General features: G+C 58.0%; 13 protein-coding genes and 1 pseudogene. 8 read left to right on the forward strand and 6 right to left on the reverse strand.

What is annotated here, in order from left to right:
• Positions 1-176 precede the first annotated feature (176 nt).
• Both ACVWXE_RS08645 and ACVWXE_RS08650 read left to right on the forward strand, forming a co-directional pair.
• Positions 177-713, forward strand: a complete 537-nt coding sequence (locus tag ACVWXE_RS08645) for a hypothetical protein (protein WP_457490092.1) — start codon at positions 177-179, stop codon at positions 711-713.
• 187 nt (positions 714-900) lie between these two features.
• Positions 901-3480, forward strand: a pseudogene (locus ACVWXE_RS08650) (plasmid replication protein, CyRepA1 family); the annotation flags it as partial.
• Between the two features lie 300 nt (positions 3481-3780).
• On the opposite strand, the gene pth reads toward ACVWXE_RS08650, so the two are convergent.
• A complete protein-coding gene (gene pth / locus ACVWXE_RS08655) occupies positions 3781-4455 on the reverse strand; it encodes an aminoacyl-tRNA hydrolase (RefSeq protein ID WP_457490093.1) in 675 nt (224 codons plus the stop codon).
• Positions 4456-4670: 215 nt separating this feature from the next.
• Here pth and ACVWXE_RS08660 point away from each other — a divergent pair, with 215 nt between their 5' ends.
• Both ACVWXE_RS08660 and ACVWXE_RS08665 read left to right on the forward strand, forming a co-directional pair.
• A complete protein-coding gene (locus ACVWXE_RS08660) occupies positions 4671-5888 on the forward strand; it encodes an HD domain-containing phosphohydrolase (protein WP_457490094.1) in 1218 nt (405 codons plus the stop codon).
• Positions 5889-6125: 237 nt separating this feature from the next.
• Positions 6126-7247 (forward strand): methyl-accepting chemotaxis protein, encoded by a 1122-nt coding sequence (locus ACVWXE_RS08665; RefSeq protein ID WP_457490095.1) that lies wholly within the window; start codon positions 6126-6128, stop codon positions 7245-7247.
• A 60-nt stretch (positions 7248-7307) separates the two neighbouring features.
• On the opposite strand, the gene ACVWXE_RS08670 is transcribed toward ACVWXE_RS08665, so the two are convergent.
• On the reverse strand, positions 7308-7631 hold the full coding sequence (locus ACVWXE_RS08670) for a DUF4359 domain-containing protein (RefSeq protein WP_457490096.1): 324 nt from the start codon (positions 7629-7631) through the stop codon (positions 7308-7310).
• A gap of 614 nt (positions 7632-8245) precedes the next feature.
• Here ACVWXE_RS08670 and prfB point away from each other — a divergent pair.
• Positions 8246-9377, forward strand: a protein-coding gene (gene prfB, locus ACVWXE_RS08675; RefSeq protein WP_414406725.1) for a peptide chain release factor 2 whose coding sequence is annotated in 2 segments (ribosomal slippage) — positions 8246-8317 and positions 8319-9377 — 1131 coding nt in all. Because the reading frame shifts where the segments join, the coding sequence is not laid out codon by codon here.
• Here prfB and ACVWXE_RS08680 read toward each other — a convergent pair.
• Positions 9374-10492: an o-succinylbenzoate synthase gene (locus ACVWXE_RS08680; protein WP_457490097.1), complete on the reverse strand. Its 1119-nt coding sequence runs from the start codon at positions 10490-10492 to the stop codon at positions 9374-9376. The genes prfB and ACVWXE_RS08680 overlap by 4 nt on opposite strands.
• A 142-nt stretch (positions 10493-10634) precedes the next feature.
• Here ACVWXE_RS08680 and ACVWXE_RS08685 point away from each other — a divergent pair, with 142 nt between their 5' ends.
• Positions 10635-11828 (forward strand): RNA-guided endonuclease InsQ/TnpB family protein, encoded by a 1194-nt coding sequence (locus tag ACVWXE_RS08685; protein ID WP_457490111.1) that lies wholly within the window; start codon positions 10635-10637, stop codon positions 11826-11828.
• A gap of 6 nt (positions 11829-11834) precedes the next feature.
• On the opposite strand, the gene ACVWXE_RS08690 is transcribed toward ACVWXE_RS08685, so the two are convergent.
• The 3 genes from ACVWXE_RS08690 to ACVWXE_RS08700 form a co-directional block, all read right to left on the reverse strand.
• On the reverse strand, positions 11835-13124 hold the full coding sequence (locus ACVWXE_RS08690; RefSeq protein WP_457490098.1) for a M16 family metallopeptidase: 1290 nt from the start codon (positions 13122-13124) through the stop codon (positions 11835-11837).
• Between the two features lie 60 nt (positions 13125-13184).
• Positions 13185-14489 (reverse strand): M16 family metallopeptidase, encoded by a 1305-nt coding sequence (locus ACVWXE_RS08695; RefSeq protein WP_457490099.1) that lies wholly within the window; start codon positions 14487-14489, stop codon positions 13185-13187.
• 503 nt (positions 14490-14992) lie between these two features.
• Positions 14993-16153, reverse strand: coding sequence for a site-2 protease family protein (locus ACVWXE_RS08700; RefSeq protein WP_457490100.1), 1161 nt, complete (start codon positions 16151-16153; stop codon positions 14993-14995).
• 322 nt (positions 16154-16475) lie between these two features.
• Here ACVWXE_RS08700 and nrdJ point away from each other — a divergent pair, with 322 nt between their 5' ends.
• A complete protein-coding gene (gene nrdJ / locus ACVWXE_RS08705) occupies positions 16476-19931 on the forward strand; it encodes a ribonucleoside-triphosphate reductase, adenosylcobalamin-dependent (protein ID WP_457490101.1) in 3456 nt (1151 codons plus the stop codon).
• Between the two features lie 133 nt (positions 19932-20064).
• Positions 20065-21066 carry a phenylalanine--tRNA ligase subunit alpha gene (pheS, locus tag ACVWXE_RS08710; protein WP_011432376.1) on the forward strand — a complete coding sequence of 334 codons (1002 nt, stop codon included), beginning with the start codon at positions 20065-20067 and terminating at the stop codon, positions 21064-21066.
• Positions 21067-21158 lie beyond the last annotated feature (92 nt).

The raw sequence follows: 21158 nt of genomic DNA on the forward strand, positions 1-21158 counted from the left end.
TTCTCGTTTTGACAAATTGGCCAGGAACTTCTTGAGTTTTCTCTATCTCGTCAGTGCTCTCTTTTGGCTCAAATGAAAGATCAACACAACCTAGTACACCTCTATCCCTACTGTTTTTGCTGTTGGGCTGGCGCCAGGGGGTTCGCTATGAGAAGGTGCGGCGGCTCGTAGAGTTGATGAAGGAGTTGGATGAGGCGTTCAAAGGTCAAGGGCTAGAAATGACTGCCCTGGTAGAACATCCCACTAACGAGCCAGTGGATCTTTTGTTGCGGTTTCCCGGCAAGCACTTCTTTTTGCTTGGCATCCGTTCTTATGGGGATGCGGAGGTGGTTTTTAATGAAAAGCGGCAAAGATTCTTCCAAAAAAAGCCCGATGACAAGGGTTTACGCTCAATTCTTTTAGACCCGGTTGACACTTTAATGCAACACGTTGTCTGGTTGCAAAAACACTACCGCCCATTTTTCGGCGGGACTTCCCGCGCTGCCAAACGACCTTTGCCCCGCATCCTGGTGATCTGGAAGCCCAGCCGTTTAGCACAACATCGGGAGGAATTGTATGAAACCTTTGGGTCAGTGAGGGTCTTGTCAGCTCGCTATGAAAAAGGTGGTAGTCTTTTTGCGGTGAACCGGGAGGATGTGATAATGTTTGTCAAAGAATATTTAGCATTTCGTATCAACAAGGAGCGAGGCGATGAAAAGATTTCTTTGAAATAGGGGGAAGAGATTAGGTCTGGTACAGACACTCTCTCCCACTGAAGTCGCGCCCACTACGACAAGGGCTTGCTAACGAAACACCGACCTCTTAGCGGGGGTTTTAGGTGTTAGCCCAAATATAGCATAAGCAAGCATCTTTTCGCAGTGGTGACGTGACGCAGGCAAAAATCCTGACCAGTCACCAGTGATGCTAGCTTCCAGAACTGTTCCCCAAACCATAGAGAGTGTTGTCGCACCTGCCCTACCCGAGCCGGTACTGCGGGAGTTTCGGGCATCCGCCATCCCCGATGACCTGACCCTCGCCAATATCGAGATACTCAGCGGGACAGCTTTATTAGAGGAATTGACGGGGCCTGCCCTCAGCCAGTTGGGCGGTCACAGCCAGCAGTATTGCACCCAGGCAGTCAAGAAAATCCTCGCCAAATATGAAACGGTAGCGGCGGGGGGTGCTTGGGTCTGCTACGGGCAGACGCTCGACGGGGAGAAGGGGAGCATCCCGGTCATCAAACCCTTTCGCCCCCGCAGGGTCACCCAGGGCACCGGCATTAGCCAAAAACAGAAGGTCATCAAGTATGAAACGCCCGTCGGTGCCAAAGGCACGCCCATCCTACCCGTCGTCCCAGAAAAATACATCCAACTCATTGAACAGCGATTTGGGGTGAGCATTCGCCGGGATATACCCTTCTGGCAGGCAGTTTTAGCCAATCCCGCCATCCCCTTGTCCATTCACGAGGGACCCAAAAAAGCCCTAACCGCCATTGCCCAAGGTCTGCCTGCCATTGCCATCCGGGGGGTGACCATGTGGCGGTTAAAAGGTACAGATGAGCTTTCAGCGGAGTTATTGCCCTTTGCCCAGAAGGGACGCCGGATTTTCCTGTTTTTTGACCAGGACAGCGCCCCCAAGACCCGTAGAAATGTGTTCAAGCAGGCGGTGAAACTGGGGCAAGCCTTCACCCGCCACGGTTGTGATTTCCGTGCCGTCACCTGGGAACCAACCCTCGGCAAAGGCATTGATGATGTACTGTTCACGATTGCCCCGGAACACCGCTGGGAGTGGTTGGGCACCCTGTTGGACAACACCCGCAACATCCGCCAACTCAACCGGGAACAGGCGGTGGAAACAGCTTTGACCCGCCTGGAATCTTTACAAAAATTAACCTATCCGGTGGAACGGCATACGGAGGGTGCCTATCTGCCGGAATTGCCCGCTTTGTCGAGTCATGCCATTCACGGGCTATGCGCCCCCATGAATAGTGGCAAGACCTATCGCATTGGTCAGGATTGGGTCTCCGCCTGGAAAGCCCAACGGGAGCATTTTGTGATTGTGCTGACTCCTTTGAACAGTTTGGGGGAACAAACGGCAAAGCACTGGGGCTTGCCCCACATCCACAGCTTTCCCAACAGTGAGGCGGGGCAAAAAGGGTTGGAAGCCTGTATGCGTCATGCAGGGGGGTTGGTGTTGTGCCCCGATTCCCTGCACCGGCTCCCGGAGTGGGTCTGGCGACAGCAAATCTTATTGGTGCTGGACGAGGCTAACCAGGTTTTGGAACACCTGGTGCGGGGGCAAACCTTGGGCAAGCGTTGGTCGTGGATTAATTGTCGGTTTGTCGAACTAGCGCAGAGTGCCCAAGCCATCGTCGCTTCCGAAGCCAATTTGCCCGACCGTGCCCTCGACCTGCTCAAAGTGCTGAGCAAAAAAGAGACGGTGCGGCTGTTTACGCATAGGAAACACCAACAACCCTGGCAGGTCACCTTGTACACCGGTTGTAGCCAGCACAAGTCTGGGTTTTTCGCCGAATTGCTTGCCCAGTTGTCAGCAGGTCACAAGCTGATGTTTGTCAGTAGTTCCAAATTTGCGGGGCAGAGGCTTGAGGGGATGGTGCAGGCGATGCTCCCCCACTTAAAGGTGGTGCGGATTGATTCGGATACCAACGAGGGCAGTGCCTTCACCGCCTTTTTTGAGGACCCCGACCAATGGCTACAAGACCAGCAACCGGATATACTCATCTGTTCCCCGTCGGTGAAATCGGGGGTGAGCATCCAGGGGGGTCTGCCGCCAGAACAAGCCTACTTCCATTCCGTGTGGGGTTATTTCCCTTCCGGCACCACGGATATTCATCTGCAATTGTTGGGGCGATTCCGTCCTGCCGTGCCCCGTCATATCTATTGTCCGCCGGTGGTGTTTTCCGACTCGGACGAGAGTAGTTTGTATCCCCAGGCGATTGGGCGGGAATTACGCAAGGAAGCCCAGGCACTCACCCAATGGCTGGGGTTGAGTCATTTACTGGACATCCCGGATGAAGCAACCGAGCGCATCCAAACGGCGATATTCGAGTTTTACGCCCAATCCTATGCGGTTCACAGTGCCATGCGGCGGGCGAGTTTGGACTACCTAGTCCAGCGATTGCAACAGGACGGACATCAAGTCACCTACCAAGCCCTGGTGCCAGATGCCCCAATCAGGGAATTGATGGAAACCGTGCACCGTGCCATCGAGTACCAGGAAGCGGAAAACCTGGCAAACGCCCACCTGGAGCCAGAGCACACGGTGGACTGGGCACAGCAAACCCTGCAATCCCAGTGCAGTTTGGCGAACCGCTACCGTGCCCGAAAGGTGTTGTTGCAACAGGACTTTCCCGGGGTGGATTTCAACGATGTGGGTATCTGCCTGCAAGCGGTGGTGGAGAACTACAGTGCCCTTATCAAGGGGGTGAAGTTGCAGGTGCACGCCGAAAACCCAGAGCTGGTGAAACTCCAGGATGCTTACAAAGTGCGGGAGATTTTGCACAACCAAACCCTCAAGGGCATCCACAAACTGCCCAAGGGCACCATCTGCGCTGTGCTTATCCAGGCACTACGGGTCTTGGAACTGCTGGACAAGACCTACAGCAACCAAACCCCGTTGGTGCAGGAGATAAAGGCACTGGCGTTGCAACACCGGCGTTTAATTGATACTTATCTGGAGTATTGCCCTTCATCCCTTTGCATCAGGGGGACGAAGCCCTTATCACCCCGCTCCTGGAAAATCCCTCAGAGCCAACAACCCAGGTGGACGACGAGCTGCTCCTCAGGAGGAAGCCTCGCCTTGGCCCGGTGCAGGGTTGGATCCATCCAAATCGGACGATGGCCCAGACAGATCCAGAGGATTAAAGCGGTTCATGGCTGTCCTCAGTCCCTCTTGCAAGCAGCGCTCCACGGCCTCTACCGCCGTATTCAACACCCGCTCCAGCACCTCTTGTTCTGCAGGGGCGAATCCACCCAACACATGCCCGACCACATCTTGGCTGCCCTTGGGTTTGCCCACCCCCAAACGCAGCCGTGGAAACGCCTCGCTCCCCAAGTGCTGAATGATGGACTTCATGCCGTTGTGCCCACCGGCAGAACCGGATCCCCGCAGGCGCAGACGACCCAGCGGCAGATCCATATCGTCGTACACCACCAGCACAGAGGCGAGATCTAACTTGTACCAATCCAGCACCGCCCGCACCGATTGGCCGGAACGGTTCATGTAGGTTTCCGGCTTGAGCAAGCGTCGCTTTCCTCCCAGGGCAAACCCTTCTCCGTAGCTACCTTGGAATCGCTTCTCCAAAACCAACGGGATCCCCCAGCGCTGCGCCAGCCGATCCACCACCATAAAGCCGCAATTGTGGCGGGTATTGGCGTATTGAGGGCCGGGATTGCCCAGGCCCACAACGAGCTGCAGGGAAATCTCATCGGTTCCCTTGGGCTTGACCTGGGTCACAACGTTTCTCGCCTCCTCGAGCTAAAGTAAGGCATCGCTGCTTTGAGTGGTGTTGGCGTGTTTTTGGGCTGCTGGTCGCCCCGAAGGTGTCAGATACCCAGCCGGACTGAGTCGGGACAGCGGTGAGGATCCCTGGGGGCAAATGGCTCGCCGCCCATGACTCTGCCATTGTTTATTGTCAACGCTCATTGTGAACGCTTCTGACCAACCCTGCTATGAGCCTGCCCACCCCCTTCGGTCTTCACCCCAGCACAACCGAATTCGATGCCTCGGATGCCCTGCGCCTCAGCCAGCGTCTGATTCAGGTGGGGATTGCCCTCTCCTCAGAAACGGATCTGCAGCGGCTGCTGGAGTTGATTGTTGCTCAAGCCCGAGAACTGACCCACTGTGATGGGGCCAGCCTTTTTGTCCGAGAGGGGGAGGAACTGCGCTTTTTCGTGGTCAACCGCCATGAGGAGCTGCGGGATCTGCGCCTGCCCCTCAGCCCTTCCAGCATTGTGGGCTATGTGGTGCTCACCGGGGAGAGCCTGAATCTGCCAGATGTCTACCACCTGCCCGCCGACCGGCCCTATGCCTTTAACCCACAGGTGGATCGGCAAACCGGCTATCGCACCCGCTCCTTGCTCACTGTGCCCATGCGGGATCCCTCAGGAAAGATCCTCGGCGCCCTACAACTGTTGAACCGCCTAAAGCCGGATCACCCCACCCCCCTAGCTCCTGACCAGGTGGCTGAGTGGAGCCAACCTTTTTCTGAGCTGGAAGTTAGCGTGGCAGAAGCCTTGGCCTCCCAGGCGGCGGTTGCCTATCAAAACGCCCAATTGCGGGAAGAGCTCAAATCTGCCCACTTCGAGACCATCTTCTGTCTGTCTGTGGCCGCAGAATACCGAGATCAAGATACCTCTTTTCACCTGAAGCGGATGAGCAACTACTCTCGCATCATCGCCAAGCACTTGGGCCTATCCAGCCATGAGCAAGAGCTGATCTTCTACGCCAGTCCTATGCACGATGTGGGCAAAATCGGGATCCCGGATGCCATCTTGCAAAAGCCGGGGCGTCTGACCCCAGAAGAGCGGCAGATCATGAACCGCCACCCTGAGATCGGCTACGAAATTCTCAGCAAGTCCGACTCCGAGCTGATGAAAAAGAGCGCCATCATCGCTCTGACCCACCACGAGAAGTTCGACGGCAGTGGGTATCCGCGCGGCCTCAAAGGAGAAGGGATCCCTCTAGAAGGGCGGATTGTGGCCTTAGCCGATGTATTCGATGCCTTGGCCAGCCGTCGCCCCTACAAAGAAGCCTGGGCTTTGAATGAGGTCTTTCAGTTTGTAGAAGACAACAGAGGCAGCCATTTCGATCCGCAAGTGGTGGCCGCCTTTAACCGAGGACGCAGCGAAATTCTGGAAATCTACCACCGCTATCCAGAAACCCGCTAAATCCAGCTTCAAAGGGATCCGTCCCAGCAAACCGCAAAGAAGGGATCCCAGGCCATCCTTCCCGCACAATTCTGCAAAATCCTATGGGCAGGAGATGGGATCCCAGGGCAAACTGAAGGTGGTCGATTTTCTGCAGGAATCACCCCATCAAAGGCCGATTTAGGGCCGACTTTTTGTGTTACTCTACACATTAGCATCCAACCCATCTGTACCCAACGTGTGCCGCGGATCCCTGTGATGGCTCCCCTGACAAATCCACCCACTCCTACCCTATCGATCAACACCAAGCTGCGCGATTTGGCCTTGGTGGAGTTTCAGGTGAGCGAGTCCACCCCTTGTGAGAACGTGGTGCGCCGCCTAGAAGATGACAGCAGCCTTTCAGGAGTCATCGTGCTGGACGAGCGGTCACAGGTGCGGGGAATGTTGACCCGCCGCGCCATTCTGGAGTGGATGCTTAGCAAGCCCTACGGCCTGGATGTGTTTTTGAAGCGGCCCATCAGCTCCATGGTGGAGTTCCATAGCCGGGATTTTCTCTTGCTCCCCGGCGACTGCGATGTCATCCAAGCAGCCGACCGAGCTTTCCAACGGCCCGAAGAAACCGTCTACGACCCAGTGGTGGTTCAGCTGGGATCCCAGGACTACCGCCTTCTGGATGTGCCGGTGTTGTTGGTGGCCCAGGCTCAGGTGCATCTGGCCACCCAGCGCAAGCTACAGGAGCAGCAGGAAGAGATGAAAAGGATCTTGGCAGAGCTGGAGCAGGAAAAAAACCGCAGCCTCCAGTATGCCCGGGATCTGGAGCGACAAAAAGCCGAGATCCTCAACCAAAACCTGGCCCTAGATATGGAACGCCGGCGGGCCCAACAGCGCTCTGAGGAGCTGGCTCGCCTCAACGCCCGCATCATTGAAATCAGTTCTGTGCTCTCTGAGAGAGGCAAATCCACCTTTGCCGCCACCTTTGCTGGGGTAGAAGCGGTGCGCACCCTCTTCCAGGAAATTGCCGACAACAACCAGGAGCTATCCCGCGAACTCAAGGAGATCAACACCATCGTGGATTTGATCGTGGAGGTGGCAGGATACATTCGCCTGCTCTCTTTCAATGCGGCTGTAGAGGCCAACCGCAGCGGTGGTGCCGGTGGCTTTGGAGCCATTGCCCAGGAGATCCGCAAATTGGCGGGACGAACCACCGAGGCCAGCAACCGTATTCGCGGCCTAGCAGATCGCATCCAGCGACAAAGCCAATCCACACTGCAATCGGCCCAGAGCAGCGCTGAGGTGGTGCAATCCCTTTACCAGCAGGCCCAGTCGGCCCAGTTGGCCCTGGAAGAGCTGCAAACCCTGTTGGAACAGGCCCAGATCTAGCCTCCCTTTTGGGTTTGAGATTCTTTTGGATCTGTCTGATCCCTAAGGTTGCCATGGTGGCTAGGGGGCAGCTTTCCCCTCTCGAATCTCATAAGTATAAAATTGCCCAGCCACGGCAAGGGTTTCAAAGTGGTAGGTGGGCAAGGAGATCCCCAGTGGGCCAAAGTTGAGCAACGACAAATCGGTGGTGTAGAGGCTGAAAAGGATAAAATTCTGCCGGCGGGTTTGGCGCATGAACAGAGCTTCTAGTTCGGGCTGGAGCTCTCGGACAAGGGCATGACATTCCTCAATCAAAGTGACCAAGAAAGACGGGATCTGAGCGCAGTATTCTCGCGTAGCGTAGGCGGCCAGTTGTTGCCCTGCATGGGTTCTGTACTGATACATTCACGCTGAACTCTCCTGAACATGGTTCAGGAAAGAAGCGATCGCATCCTGCCTATCTCTGTTCGCGTCAGCGGGACGGAGTCCAAACAGGAAGGCGGTATCCCGCAAAGCCCTGAGGAATACCCCCCGAGCGCTTTCCCCCTTCACTTCCCGGCAACCGTTGCGGTGGACTCAAGGATCAGGGGGAAACTTGGTCTACTATATCCCTCTCAATGACTTTTGCCAAACCGCCTAAAGCTCAGTAAATTCAGCAAAGTTCAGGGTTTTGGGGGTTAGAGGCATACTCTTCTAAGGTGGGATTGGTGATGGCCAAAGCAGCCACTCCTCCCGCCAAAACCAGCCCGGAAAGCAAGAAAAGACCTTCAGCATCGCAGCCTCCGAAACCGAACTCTTTATTCTGCTATAGGCTTGAGCCACCTCAACAGGGATCTTTCGGCAGAAGCCAAAGGACTCCGTCCTGCCTCTGGCGGGGTTGTTGCTATGGAAAAGGGATCGCAATGCTGTTGCAATGGGAACGGCCAGGAACTGCCCCACAGAAGGGCTCCATCCCTTGATTGAGTTGCCGGCCCACAGGTTAGGATGGGATCCGACGCGCAAACAGCTTGCTGCTCTCTATGGAACTTGCCGATCTAAGACGCACCCTAGAATCGCTCACCTTGCGCCTGAGCAACGCTCAGGACTATCTTTGACCTGCCCCACTTGGAGCAACAGATTGCCATCCTAGAGCAAGAAGCCTCGCAGCCGCAGTTTTGGAATGATGTAGAGGCAGCCCGCCGCCACCTGCAAAAGCTCAACAGCCTCAAGGCCTCCTGGGATCAGGTGCACCGCTGGAAGGATCGCCTGGAAGATGCCGCCAGCGCCCTCGAGCTGCTCCAAGAAGAGCCCGATCCGGAACTCTTAGCCGAGACAGCAGGATCCCTGGCAGCGGTGGAGCGGGAGTTGGGCCAGTGGGAGCTACAGCAACTGCTCTCCGGCCCCTACGACAAAAACGGTGCCATCCTCACCATCACCGCCGGCGCAGGGGGAACCGACGCCCAGGACTGGGCGGAAATGCTCCTGAAAATGTACACCCGCTGGGCCGAAAACCAGGGCTACAAGGTCAGCCTCTCGGAATACTCCGAAGGCGCCGAAGCCGGTATCAAGTCCGCCACCCTGCTGATCGAAGGCCCCTACGCCTATGGGTATCTTTCTGCCGAGAAGGGCAACCACCGCATGGAGCGCATCAGCCCCTTCAACGCCAACGGCAAACGGCAAACCAGCTTTGCTGGCGTAGAGGTGATGCCGATCCTGGAAGAGGAAAGCGAGTATGAGCTGAAGATGGAAGATCTGGAGTTCGAGACCTCCCGCTCGGGTGGAGCAGGTGGCCAAAACGTGAACAAAGTGGAAACAGCAGTGCGGGTGATCCACAAGCCCACCGGCATTGCTGTGCGCTGCACCGAAGAGCGCTCCCAACTGCAAAACAAAGAGCGGGCCATCCAGATCTTGAAGGCCAAGCTGATCGAGATGGAAGAAGAAAAACGCAGACAAAAGCTGGCCGAGATTCGCGGCGAGATGGTGACTCAGGGCTTTGGGGGGCGTATTCGCACCTACACCTTCGATCCCTACAAGCTGATCAAAGATCACCGCACCAACGCCGAAACCTACAATGTCGAGGCCTTTATGAACGGCGAGCCGGAGGAGCTGATGCATTTTATCCAGGCCTATCTGCGGCAGGAATACGCCAAACAACAGGCCGCCGCAGTCTAGGGCCGGCTGTAGCGCTCCCACACCGCCTGCATGAGGGCAGCCCGCTCCTGGGCTGAGAGCTGGGTCAAGGTCAGGGGATCCCCTTCCTGGAAAAACTCCCCTACCCCCCATCCCACGGCCCGGGGAGAGGCGGTTTTGGCTTGCAGGGATCCCGCCCAAGCCAACCCGTGCCAGGCGCCGATGGCAGTCTCCAGCGCAGAAGAAAAAACCAGATCCAGGCCGGGATGTCGGCTGAGATACTCCCGCAGCGCGATGCAGGAGCCCACCAGAGACGGCTTCACCACCAGGATCCCTTTCCATCCTGACCGATGGATCGCTTGCAACTGCTCCAGGCAGGCCACCGATTCATCCAAAGCAATGGGGGTCTGGTACTGGCGGCTGAGCTCCACCAGATGGGCGTGCTGATCCGGCGGCAGAGGCTGCTCCAAAAACTCAATCTTGACCGGCGAGGCCTGGTTGAGCCGATCACAAACCATCAGCCACCGGTGGGCCTCCGCAAGCCCTAGTCCCCCATTGGCATCCAAACGCAGACGGGATCCCGGCGGCAACCGCTCCAGCCATTGCTCCAGCTTCTCCAACTCCTGCTGCATGGGATCCCTCCCCACCTTGAGCTTGTACACCGACCGCGTGAGTGGGACGGAGTCCTTGTAGGAGTCCTTGTAAGATTCCGGCGGCAGGGTCTCCCCCAAAAGTTCACAGAAAGAGAGTAGAGAGAGATCCTTGTTCAACCAATCGGGATCCCGACAGGCCAGCCAAGCGCATTCAAACCCAAACCGGCAGGTTGGCAGTGCTTCTGGGATCCCCAAAATATGCGCCTCCGACAAAAGAGGGGGCAACTGCCGACAAAACTCCAGAGCCTGCTCCAGGGTTTCGCTGCCAAACCAAGGGATGGGAGCAATTTCCCCATATCCCTGACAGCCTGTCTCCCGATCCGTAAGCCGGATCAGGATCCCTTCCCGGATAGACCACAGGCCGTGGTGGGTGCGCAGGGGCTGCCGAAAGGGACGCCAGTAGGGGCAAAACGCAAAGGAAAACCGCTTTTCCAGCCGCCCAAGCGGCACGGATCCCTCTTTTTGGGTATCCCCTGCAGATGATCTGCTGTGCCTACCAGCCACAAAAAGCTCAAGCAAGATAAAGAAAGGGAAAACGCCAGTTTTCTCAGAGGGCTGCTATTCAGCTTACTAGCGCAGGAGCCCCGCACTGTACCCGTAGGGTCAGTGTCGGGAGGAATGCGCTTTGATGAAGTACAATGAACTTATGAGCCAAGTCCTGACCATATCCTGCAAGCTCAAGGTGTCCCAGTCGCAAGCCGCTAAATTGGACGCGACGATGGATGCCTTTGTGCAGGCACTGAACTGGGTCAACCAGAACACGCCGGAGAAGATCGTCAATGCGGTCAAACTGCAATCCCTTTGCTACTACGAGATTCGCGCCCGATTCGGCTTGTCCAGTAACTTGGCCCAGCAGGTCTGCAGACGGGTGGCCGGCGCCCGCAAAGTGGCGAGACAGCGCAACCGTCCGGTTAAAGAGTTCAAGCGTAGGTTCGTTACCTACGACGCACGCATCTTCTCATTTCGTGAGAGAGACTGGACGGTGTCGCTGACCACGGTGGAAGGGCGAGAGCGCTTTGGACTGGCCATTGGTAACTACCAGCGTGGGATGCTGGCTGGCTCCAACCCAAAAGCCGCCACGCTAGTCAAGCGGAAAGACGGCTCCTACTACATCCAGATTTGCGTAGAGGAAAAGCCACCCAAGCAACAAGAAACCGACAAGGTGATCGGGGTGGATTTGGGAAGGACGGATATTGCTCATACGTCAGAAGGGGATAACTGGAATGGACAGCAGTTGAACCGAATCCGAGACCACTACTCCAAGCTGAGGGCGGCACTCCAACGCAAAGCCAGTAAGGGCACACGCAGTTCGCGGCGCAGATGCCGTCAACTGCTGCAACGGCTGTCTGGCAAGGAGAGACGCTTTCAGGCGTGGGTCAATCATCGCATCTCCAAAGCTGTTGTCTCTAGGGCAAAAGCTACCAACAGCGCTATCGCTCTGGAAGACTTGACAGGGATTCGGGAAAGAGTCAATCAACAACCCCGCAGCAAAACCGAAAGGCGCAGGGCCAACAGTTGGGCGTTCTACCAACTACGTCAATTTCTGGAATACAAGGCGAGGGTTGCAGGGGTTTCTCTGATTCTTGTGCCGCCTGCTTACACGTCGCAGACCTGCCACCGGTGCTTACACATCCACCCTGAGCAGGGTAAGTCCTACCGCAGTGGCAAGTCGTTCAAGTGTGGGCACTGTGGATGGGAAGGGGATGCGGATTTGAATGGTGCGAATGTGATTGCGCTTTTGGGGGCTGCTGTAAACCAGCCTAGAGGTTCGTGGTTGGCTTGCCAACTGCAGGGCTACCGAAAGCCCGCCCTGTACTGCGAAGCAGTCAGGGTCGGGTAGTTTACCTTAAAACACCAGCTCAACCTCTGCCAAGGCGGCTTCCGGCCCCACCAGAGCAATGGCCGGGGGGGTCAGGTAGGTCTTTGCGGCTTGGTGGAGCTGCTCTGGGGTGAGCTGCCTGACCCTCTGCAAATACTGCTGGTCAAACTCCATGCCCAAGCCCAAAATCTCGTACCAGCCCGCCAGTTGAGCCACCTGGGCATTGGTTTGTTTGCTGAGGGCATACTGGCCCAGAAGTTTGCGCTGCGCCATTTCCACCTCTGCCAGGTCGAGCGGATTGGCCTGCAGACGGTGGATTTCTGCTTGTAGGCGCTCCAGGGCCACCTGAGTATTCTCTGCCGCAGTGCCCATGTAAACCCCAAAAGGGGCGGGATCCCGGCGGGTGGCAAAAAAAGCCGAGACCTCATAGGCCAGGCCACAGCGCTCCCGCAGTTCCACAAACAGACGGCTGGATAGACCGCTGCCCAAGTAGGTGGCCAGCAACTTCAGGGCCGGATAATCCGCAGAAGCAGCAGGGGATCCGCGAAACCCGATCAAGATTGTTGTCTGCTGAGTGGGCTGGGGCAACCTCAGCAGTTGGGGATCCCTCAGAGGGGGCAGGGGAACATCCCGATCCTCTGGAGAGGGGCCGGGAACAACCCAGTCCCCCAAAGCCGCTTCCACCTGGGCAGCCATTTGCTCCGGCGGCTCTGGGCCGATCACCACCATCACCATTCCATTGGGACGACAGTAGGCCGCGTGATAGGCCACCAAATCCTCGCGGGTCAGGGATCCCACCGTTTCCAGCCGTCCCAACCCCGGCAGAGCGTAGGGATGATCCCCATAGAGGGCTTGTTGCACCTGCTCGAAAGCCAAGCTGAAGGGCCGTTCCTGTTGGGCGCGGATGGCCTGCAGCATCAACGCCTGCTCTCGCGCCACCTCCTCTTCAGGAAAACTGGGATCCCGCAGCGTCTCCGCAAGCAAATCCAGCAACTCCGGGAAATCGGCAGCCACACAGCGCAGGCTCACCTCGAAATAGTCGGCAGAACTGTCCACCGATAGCGAGGCTCCCAGCGATTCCACCGCAGCAGCAATGGCCTGGGAGTTGCGCCGATGCGTGCCTTTGGTGAGGACAGCCGCCATCAAGTGGCTCACCCCCGCCTGTTGCGGCCGCTCTGCCCGGCTACCACCGCGGAAAAAACAGTGGGCAGCCAAGATCTCCACCGTTGGGTTCTGGCCCAGCAACAGCGTGATGCCATTGGCCAAAAGGACGCGCTGTAAACGGCCACGTTGGGTGGCAAGCAGAGCAGAGTTCATGCAGGCAAGGGATCCCGTCCAAAATCCGAAAGTCAAGAGTCCAGAGCGTCGAGGCAGCGCTCACCGACAGGCCAGTTGCAGCTCCGAGGCCATTGCTGGATCGAGGGCAGTCGGCTTGAGAACGGTGACCACATAGGCCTCCAAAGACAAGTACTGCTGGGCCAATTCCCGGATCTGAGCCGGAGTAAAGGATTGCAACAGCTCCAGGTACTCTTGAATGCGCTGCACCCCGCCCAGCGTCTCGTAGTAGCCATAGATGCCCGCCAATTGACTGGGAGACTCGGCGGAGAACAGGAACTCATGGGTGAGCATACGCCGGGTGCGATCCAACTCCGCTTGGCCGATGCCATCCTGCTGCAGCTTTTCAACCTCGTGCAGGATCGTCGCCTCCACCCGCGCCACATCCTTCGGCTCCAGCTGAGCCCCAATACAAAACAGTCCCCCCTCCTTCAGCACCAGCGAAGAACAGCCAATGGCCCTCACCCAGCCCCGCTGTTCCCGCAGCAGATGCACCAGCCGCGAAGTACGGCCATCTCCCAGCAGAGAAGCCAACATCTCCAGGCCACAGGCTTGTTGCCAATCGTCAATGCCAACGGTAGGCCAGGCCAATTTCAGACGGGCTTGCTCCAAGCGGGCATGGTCGCTCTCCCGGCGCAGGATCCCTTGGGGACGAGGCTGGGGCGGAATGGGGGGGCTGACCGGTGCTGGCCCAGCAGCAGAGCTGCCAAACTGCTCCTCCACCAAGGCCAACGCTCGCTCAGGATCGATGCCACCCGTCACCACCACCGTCATGGATTCAGGCCGATACCAAGCGCGGTGGTAAGCGCGCATCACCTCAGGGGTCAGTTGCATCAAGCTTTCCGGTGTGCCCAACACCGGTCGTCCATAGGGATGCTCCCCATAGGCGGTCTGCATCAAAAGCTGATAGGCCGTGTAATCAGGGTTGTCGGCGGCGCGGCGAATTTCCTCCAGAACCACCTGCCGCTCCCGCTCAAACTCTGGATCCGGGATCCCGGCCCGCAAAACCACCTCTGCCAGGTAGGGCAGGGTATCCGCCAGGTCGGCAGCAGCCACCGTAATGTAGTAATGGGTGTAGTCTTGGCCGGTGGCAGCATTGGTAACTCCGCCCCGTCCTTCCACGGCCCAATCCAGCTCACCAGGGGTCAGCCGCTCGCTGCCCTTAAACACCATGTGTTCCAGAAAATGGGATAGGCCCAGCCACTCCGGCGGCTCATGGCGTCCGCCTGTCCGTACCCAGACGTCAACGGTTACAGAATCGGCAATTGGGATGGGATGAAGGATAACGCCTAACCCGTTGCTCAGTCGGTGGGTGTAGGCGGGCAAAAGACGAGGAGAGCGGTTCAAAATTCTTAACTGATGGAGAACAGTCTTAATTGTAGATGGAGAGGGGCTCCGGGAAATAGTATCTGAGACTACTTTTCTTGGTCTTCTCTCCCCACCTTGCAGATCCCAACCCCTTTTGTGGTAGAGGGAGAACCTAGGTACCTTGGGCTGCTCCCTGTCCAGATATCCCCCTAAGGCTCATTGCGCAGATCCGGGGATCCCTGCCAAGCCAGACTGGGGGATCCCTCTCCGGCCAGATTGTCCTGATACATTTAGGCTGAACACTGCTGAACATCACTGTTCAACTATGCAGCGATAGCATTCTGTTTGTTTCCAAACAGAATGGCGGTATCCCGCAAAGCTTTGAGTAGAATACCCAAAGCGCAGTTTCCGTGTCGTCTTACTACCAATTTTCTGCTTTGCTTTGGCTACCATGTTGGCAGACTCGAAAGTAAACAGAAAGATCAACTGGTAGTAATCCGTACTGAACATATTATACATTATTTTCAGTATAGTTGAGCTTATTATTGACTAGAGTCATGCTCCACCTGAAATCCAGGGGGCCATTCTTCGCTATCGCGCACCCGCTGCACCACCTCTTGGGGCAGCACGACCCCCAACTGCCGGGCAGCCATGGCCACCACATCCCCGCGATCGATCAAGCCGGCAATGGCGCCGGTGGGCGTGAAAACCAAAATGCGGCGCGGTTCCGCCTGGCGCATCATCTGAATCACCTGGGGAATGGGGGTCTCTTCTCGTACCCCCTGCAGTTGCTCCATCGGCTTGAGAATAGCCTTGAGGGTGAGGCGATCCCACTGGCTGCGCTCGATGTCGTTGAGCAATTCTGGCCTGACCAGCCCACGGTAGCGGCCATCTTCCTCAGCAAAATAAACGTCCGCCGGTTGAGTTGGGGCTTCCGGCCTGAGAGAAGAAGGCACCAGATAGCGATCCACAAACTCCCGCAGGCTCATGTTCGCGTCCAAAACCCGAAACTGGCGGGTCATCACATCTGCAGCTTTCAGGCGGGCCAGCACCTGCTGCAGTTGCGCGTACTGGCTGTAGCGGCGGGCGGTGTTCAAAATAAACAGGCCGATCAACCCCACCCAGAGGCCGTTGAGGCTCCCCCAAAATACCACCAGCAGACCTAGCCCCACCAAACCCCAGCCCACCCCCTGGCCGGCTCGGGCCGCCCACAGCATACCCTTTTGCCGATCCCCTGTCCAACCCCAGATGGCCGCCTTGAGCATTTGCCCCCCATCCAGAGGCAGGCCCGGCAGCAGGTTAAACAGGGCAATCGTCAGGTTGATGGCAGCCAAGCTGGCAAGGGTTGAGGCCAGCATCGACTCCGGCACAGCCCAAGCCCGGGCCATGCTGAAGAGCACAAACAGACCCAAGCTGAGGAGAGGGCCTGCCACGGCCACGCAAAAAGCGCCAAGGGGGCGGGGAACTTCCCGCTCAATCGCCGCCATACCCCCAAAAATAAACAGGGTGATGGAGTTAACCCGTACCCCATAGGCGCGGGCCACCAAGCTGTGGGCCAACTCATGGGCCAGCAGAGAAAGAAACAACCCCATCGCCGTCAACACCCCGTAGGAGAGCACCAGCAGGAGGGCCGCCGGGAACCAGGTGTAGTCGATGAAAAAGGGGATCCCCCACAAGCTACCGATGCGCAGGCGACTGGTCATGACGATACAACTCCTTACACAGCTCTCACTGGGGAGAAGGCCCAGGAAGGTGCCGTTGAAGACGACAAGCAGCCCCTTAACTTGGGATCCCTCTCCTCCACTGTAGCCCTTCTGCCGGGCCTTCCGTTCCCTTGCGGCTCCCCCGGCAGACAGCGGGCCTGCCCTATCCCTAGAGGCTCTTAAAGATCTTCTCAGAGCACAACACTACCTACAACACCGGATCCCTGAAGATTGTGATAACGTGGTTGGGCATTGGGTCGGCGGGGTTGCCAACCGGCGCTCAAGAGTCGGAACTACCGAGCTTTGCAGGAGGGGTGTGGCTATGGTGTGGATTTCGTCCCACTCAGGCGAACAGAGCAAAGAAGTACAGGGACTTGATCCCGCTGAAACGACGGGATCCCTGCCTCTGGGCGAGTTTCCGGCCACAGCCCCGGCGGCCAGCCCGGTGTTCTACCGCACCTACAGCCGTCGCCGCCCGGATGGCAGCCGCGAGACCTGGGGCGATGTCTGCGAGCGCACCCTGGCCGACATCGCCCGGCTGGGGCGTTTTACCCCCCAGGAGCGGGAGCTGGTAGAGCGCATGCAGCAGCAGTTGAAGGCGTTGATCTCCGGTCGAGCCTTGTGGGTGATGGGCACCGACTGGATCCAGAAGCCGGAAAACTTCTCCGGTGCCTACAACTGCACCAGTTTGGCGGTGGTGGACTGGCGGGCCTTTGGCCTGATGATGGATCTGGCCATGATGGGCTGCGGCACGGGAGCGGTGCTGGAACCCCAGTTCATCCGCCAGTTGCCCCCCATTGTCAACCGCCTGCGGGTTCACGTGAAGGGATCCATCGGCACCACCCCTCCCGAAGAGCGGCAGGAGCACACCCGCATCCACCGGCAGGGATCCCAGGTGCACATCCAGGTGGGGGACAGCCGCCGCGGCTGGGTGGAGTCCTACCAAGCGCTGCTGGAGCTGGCGTCGGATCCCAGCTTTGGGGGCCAGGTGGAAGTGACAGTGGACTTGAGCGATGTCCGCCCGGCTGGGGAGCGGCTGAAAGGGTTTGGGGGCGTAGCCAACCCCATTAAGCTGCCCGGCTTGTACGAGCGCTGTGCCGCCATCCTCAACAGGGCGGTAGGTCGGCAACTGAACTCGGTGGAGTGCTGTTTGCTCATCGACGAGGCGGCGGTGGTGGTGGTGGCGGGAAACATTCGTCGTAGCGCTGGCATTCGTCAGTTTGCTGCCGACGACCAGCTGGGATCCACCGCCAAAGACAACCTCTGGCAGCAGGACGAAAACGGCAACTGGAGAATTGATCCCGAGCGAGATGCCCTGCGCATGGCCAACCACACGCGGGTGTTTCACCGCAAGCCGACGCGGGAAGAATGTGTTGAGGCCGTGCGCAAGCAGTTTTACTCAGGCGAGGGGGCCATCCAGTGGGCCGGGGAAGCCGTAGCACGGGCCAATTGCGACCTTATCCCACCCGACCTAAAACCCGACTTTCTCAAAGCCTATGAGGCAGGAACGGCCCGAGAATGGCTAAAGGGACGGGATCCCTCCCTAGGGGAAGAGGAACTTCAGGATCGCCTGTGGCGCTATGGGCTGAATCCCTGCGTGACAGCCGATACCTGGGTGCACACGGGCGATGGGCCGCGCCAGGTGAGAGACCTGATTGGGAAGCAGCACAGCACCTATGTCAATGGAGAACTATTCAGTACCACACCGGAGGGGTTCTTCTACTCCGGTACCAAGCCTGTGCTGAAGCTTTTGACCAAGGAAGGGTTCTCTCTGCGGCTGACAGGCAACCATCGGGTTCTCAAAGTCACCGCTCAAACCCAAAAGGCACAATACACCGAGTGGGTACCGGCAGAAAGCCTACAACCGGGCGACCGCATCCTGCTGCACAACCATCGCGATCTCACCCCGTGGGATGGGGCGGGTACCTGGGAAGAAGGCTGGCTTTTGGGGAATTTGCTGGGTGACGGTAGCCTTACGGCAACCCCGTGGAACGACACGGCTTTATTACGCTATTGGCAAGATACCCAAGCCGAAATGAGCCAGTATGCGATTCAGCTTTTGCAAACGGCAGTGGGTTACGAGCCCCGCCAGCCAGAGGCATATCACTATGCGCAGCTTGGGTTGCGGGTTATCGGCTCCAGGGGGTTGGCAAAACTGGCGGCCCAGTTCGGCATGAGGCCCGGACAAAAGCAGATGACAGAGGCGCTCGAAGCCACCAGCTTCCAGTTTCATCGAGGCTTCTTGTGCGGGCTCTTTGATGCGGATGGCAGCGTGCAAGGTAATCAGGAGAAAGGGGTTAGCGTGCGGCTCTCTCAAAGCCATCTGGGTACCCTCAAAGCGGTTCAGCGCATGCTGGCGCGGCTGGGCATCATTGCAGTTTTGTATGAGAATCGCCGTCCTGCTGGATATCGCCTGCTGCCGAACAGTGCTCGCCAACCTGCACCATACGCTTGCAAAGCCCAGCACGAATTGGTTATTGCCAACGACAACTTGCATCTGTTCCAGGAATGGGTCGGCTTTCGGGAACCGCACAAAGCCCAAAAGCTAGAGGCACTGCTGAATGGCTACAAGCGCCAGCTCAACCGAGAGCGGTTTGCTGTGACGGTTGCTGCCCTTGAGGCAGACGGGGTAGAGCCGGTGTATGACTGTACTGTCCCCGGCCCAGCGTGCTTTGATGCCAATGGGTTTGTTGTCCACAACTGTGGCGAGATTATTGGCCACACATTCCATTGCAACTTGGCCGAGATCCACCTCAACCGTTTGGATCCCCACAACCGGCAAGAGCAAGAGGAAGCCTTCACGGCGGGAGCCCTCACGGTGGCAGCTCTGCTCCACCACCACTTTGTGGAACCTCGCTTCCAGCGCTCGCGGGAATGGGATCCCATCGTCGGCGTCTCGTTCACAGGCCTGTTCGACTTTTGCGTCAAAGCCTTTGGGGTTGAATGGCTGCGCTGGTGGCAGGAAGGGAGACCCGATACCCCCATCGGGAAGGAATTCAAGCAGCAGGAGCGGGAATACCTCAGCCGCTGGAAGGAGATCGTCCACCGCGTGGTCTGGGACTACTGCGACCGCCACAGCCTGCGCCGCCCCAACCGCTGCACCACGGTTCAGCCCGCCGGCACCAAGTCGCTGCTCACCAACGCCTCTCCCGGCTGGCACCCGCCCAAAGCCCAACGCTACATCCGCCGCATCACCTTTGCCAAAAATGACCCGGTGGCGCTGGCCTGTCTGGACTATGGCTACTCGGTGGTACCTGCTCAGGCGGACAAAGATGAAAACGGGAACTTGCTCAACGACCCCTTTGATCCCCGCTGTACCGAATGGCTGGTGGAACTGCCTGTGGAAGTAGAATGGGCCAACCTGCCCGGTGCTGGCCAGATCGAGATCGAGCAATTCTCGGCCCTGGCCCAGTTTGACTTCTATATGCAGGTTCAGAAGTACTACACCACCCACAACACCTCCGCCACCATCGAGCTGCGGGAGGACGAGGTGGAAGCTCTGGGATCCCGTATCTACGAAGCCATCCGCGATGACGAGGGATACATCAGCGCAGCGCTGCTGGCCCGCTTCGATGCCCCCTTCCCCCGCCTGCCTTTTGAGAAAATCGACAAGCCCACCTACGAACGACTGGTGGCCGAGGTCAAGCAGAGACGGCGGACAGATAACTTCTTCGCGGCCCTGGCCCGCTACGACCGCAACTTTACCTTGGCAGCAGAGGGACCGGCAGGGTGTGACGCTCTGGGGTGTCTGTTGCCAGATTCGGCGCCTCAGAGCTAGTTCCCCAAAAGGGTTCCCCCTGCTGCCGACCAACCCCATCGGATGCAAAGGCGCGACCGAGCTCCCTCCTGTGATACCTTTGTAGGGATTCCTCACAACCCCAGGGATCCCTTCTGCCCTTGGAATCGGCCCCATGCAAGACGAAAAAGACACGCTTCGCCAACAGCTTCTCACCCTGCAAAGCGAGGCCCTCGCCCAAGTGGAACAAGCTGACGGTCTGGAGGCTCTGGAACAGATCCGCATCGACTACCTGGGCAAGAAAGGTAAGCTCTCCAAAATCTTGGGGGGAATGGGGAAGCTGCCCCCAGAAGAACGGCCTGCCATTGGCGCTTTGGCCAACACCTTTAAAGAGGCCCTCCAATCCAGTCTGGAGCAGCGCAAACAGGCCCTTGGTGAAGCTCAACTGCTGGCCCGCCTAGAAGCAGAGCGCCTGGATGTCACTATGCCCGGGCCCCGTCGGCCTCTGGGGCGGATCCATCCGCTGCAGGCCACCATCGACCGCATGCTCGATATCTTTGTGGGAATGGGCTACACCGTGGTGCATGGGCCTGAGCTCGAGACGGAGTACTACAACTTCGAGGCCCTCAACACCCCTGCCGACCATCCGGCGCGGGATATGCAGGATACCCTCTACCTGGCCAATGGCTACCTGATGCGTACCCAAACCTCCTCGGTGCAGGTGCGCTACATGGAGCAACACCAGCCGCCGCTACGCATTGTGCATGCCGGTCGCGTGATGCGCCGCGATACCGTGGATGCCACCCACTCCGCCGTGTTTCACCAGATGGAAATTTTGGCGGTGGGCGAGAACCTCACCTTTTCCGACCTGAAGGGCACCCTCAACACGTTCATCACCCGCCTATTGGGCAAGCGAGAAACCCGCTTTCGGCCCAGCTATTTTCCCTTTACCGAGCCTTCTGCTGAGATGGACGTGCGCTTTGGCTCGAAATGGCTGGAAATCTTCGGCTGCGGCATGGTGGATCCCAATGTATTTCAAGCGGTGGGCTACGACCCGGAGCGCTACACCGGATTTGCGGCAGGGATCGGCATTGAGCGGATGGCCATGCTCCTCCACGGCATTCAGGATATCCGCCTGTTTTATACCAGCGACCTGCGCTTTCTGTCTCAGTTTTAGGTGGCTATCTTATCTGAGGAACAAAACCCTCGTCCTGAGCCCTGCAAGACCTTCAGCTAGAAATCGCAGGAGCCCCGCGCTGTACCCGTAGG

The sequence above is a fragment of the Thermostichus sp. MS-CIW-41 genome (assembly GCF_054058915.1).

Bases quoted from the DNA above. Each gene is read 5' to 3' on its own strand.
- ACVWXE_RS08645 (WP_457490092.1), top strand. From the start codon at position 177: ATGAAGGAGTTGGATGAGGCGTTCAAAGGTCAAGGGCTAGAAATGACT.
- ACVWXE_RS08660 (WP_457490094.1), top strand. From the start codon at position 4,671: ATGAGCCTGCCCACCCCCTTCGGTCTTCACCCCAGCACAACCGAATTC.
- ACVWXE_RS08665 (WP_457490095.1), top strand. From the start codon at position 6,126: ATGGCTCCCCTGACAAATCCACCCACTCCTACCCTATCGATCAACACC.
- ACVWXE_RS08670 (WP_457490096.1), bottom strand. From the start codon at position 7,631: ATGTATCAGTACAGAACCCATGCAGGGCAACAACTGGCCGCCTACGCT.
- ACVWXE_RS08685 (WP_457490111.1), top strand. From the start codon at position 10,635: ATGAGCCAAGTCCTGACCATATCCTGCAAGCTCAAGGTGTCCCAGTCG.
- ACVWXE_RS08690 (WP_457490098.1), bottom strand. From the start codon at position 13,124: ATGAACTCTGCTCTGCTTGCCACCCAACGTGGCCGTTTACAGCGCGTC.
- ACVWXE_RS08700 (WP_457490100.1), bottom strand. From the start codon at position 16,153: ATGACCAGTCGCCTGCGCATCGGTAGCTTGTGGGGGATCCCCTTTTTC.
- nrdJ (WP_457490101.1), top strand. From the start codon at position 16,476: ATGGTGTGGATTTCGTCCCACTCAGGCGAACAGAGCAAAGAAGTACAG.
- pheS (WP_011432376.1), top strand. From the start codon at position 20,065: ATGCAAGACGAAAAAGACACGCTTCGCCAACAGCTTCTCACCCTGCAA.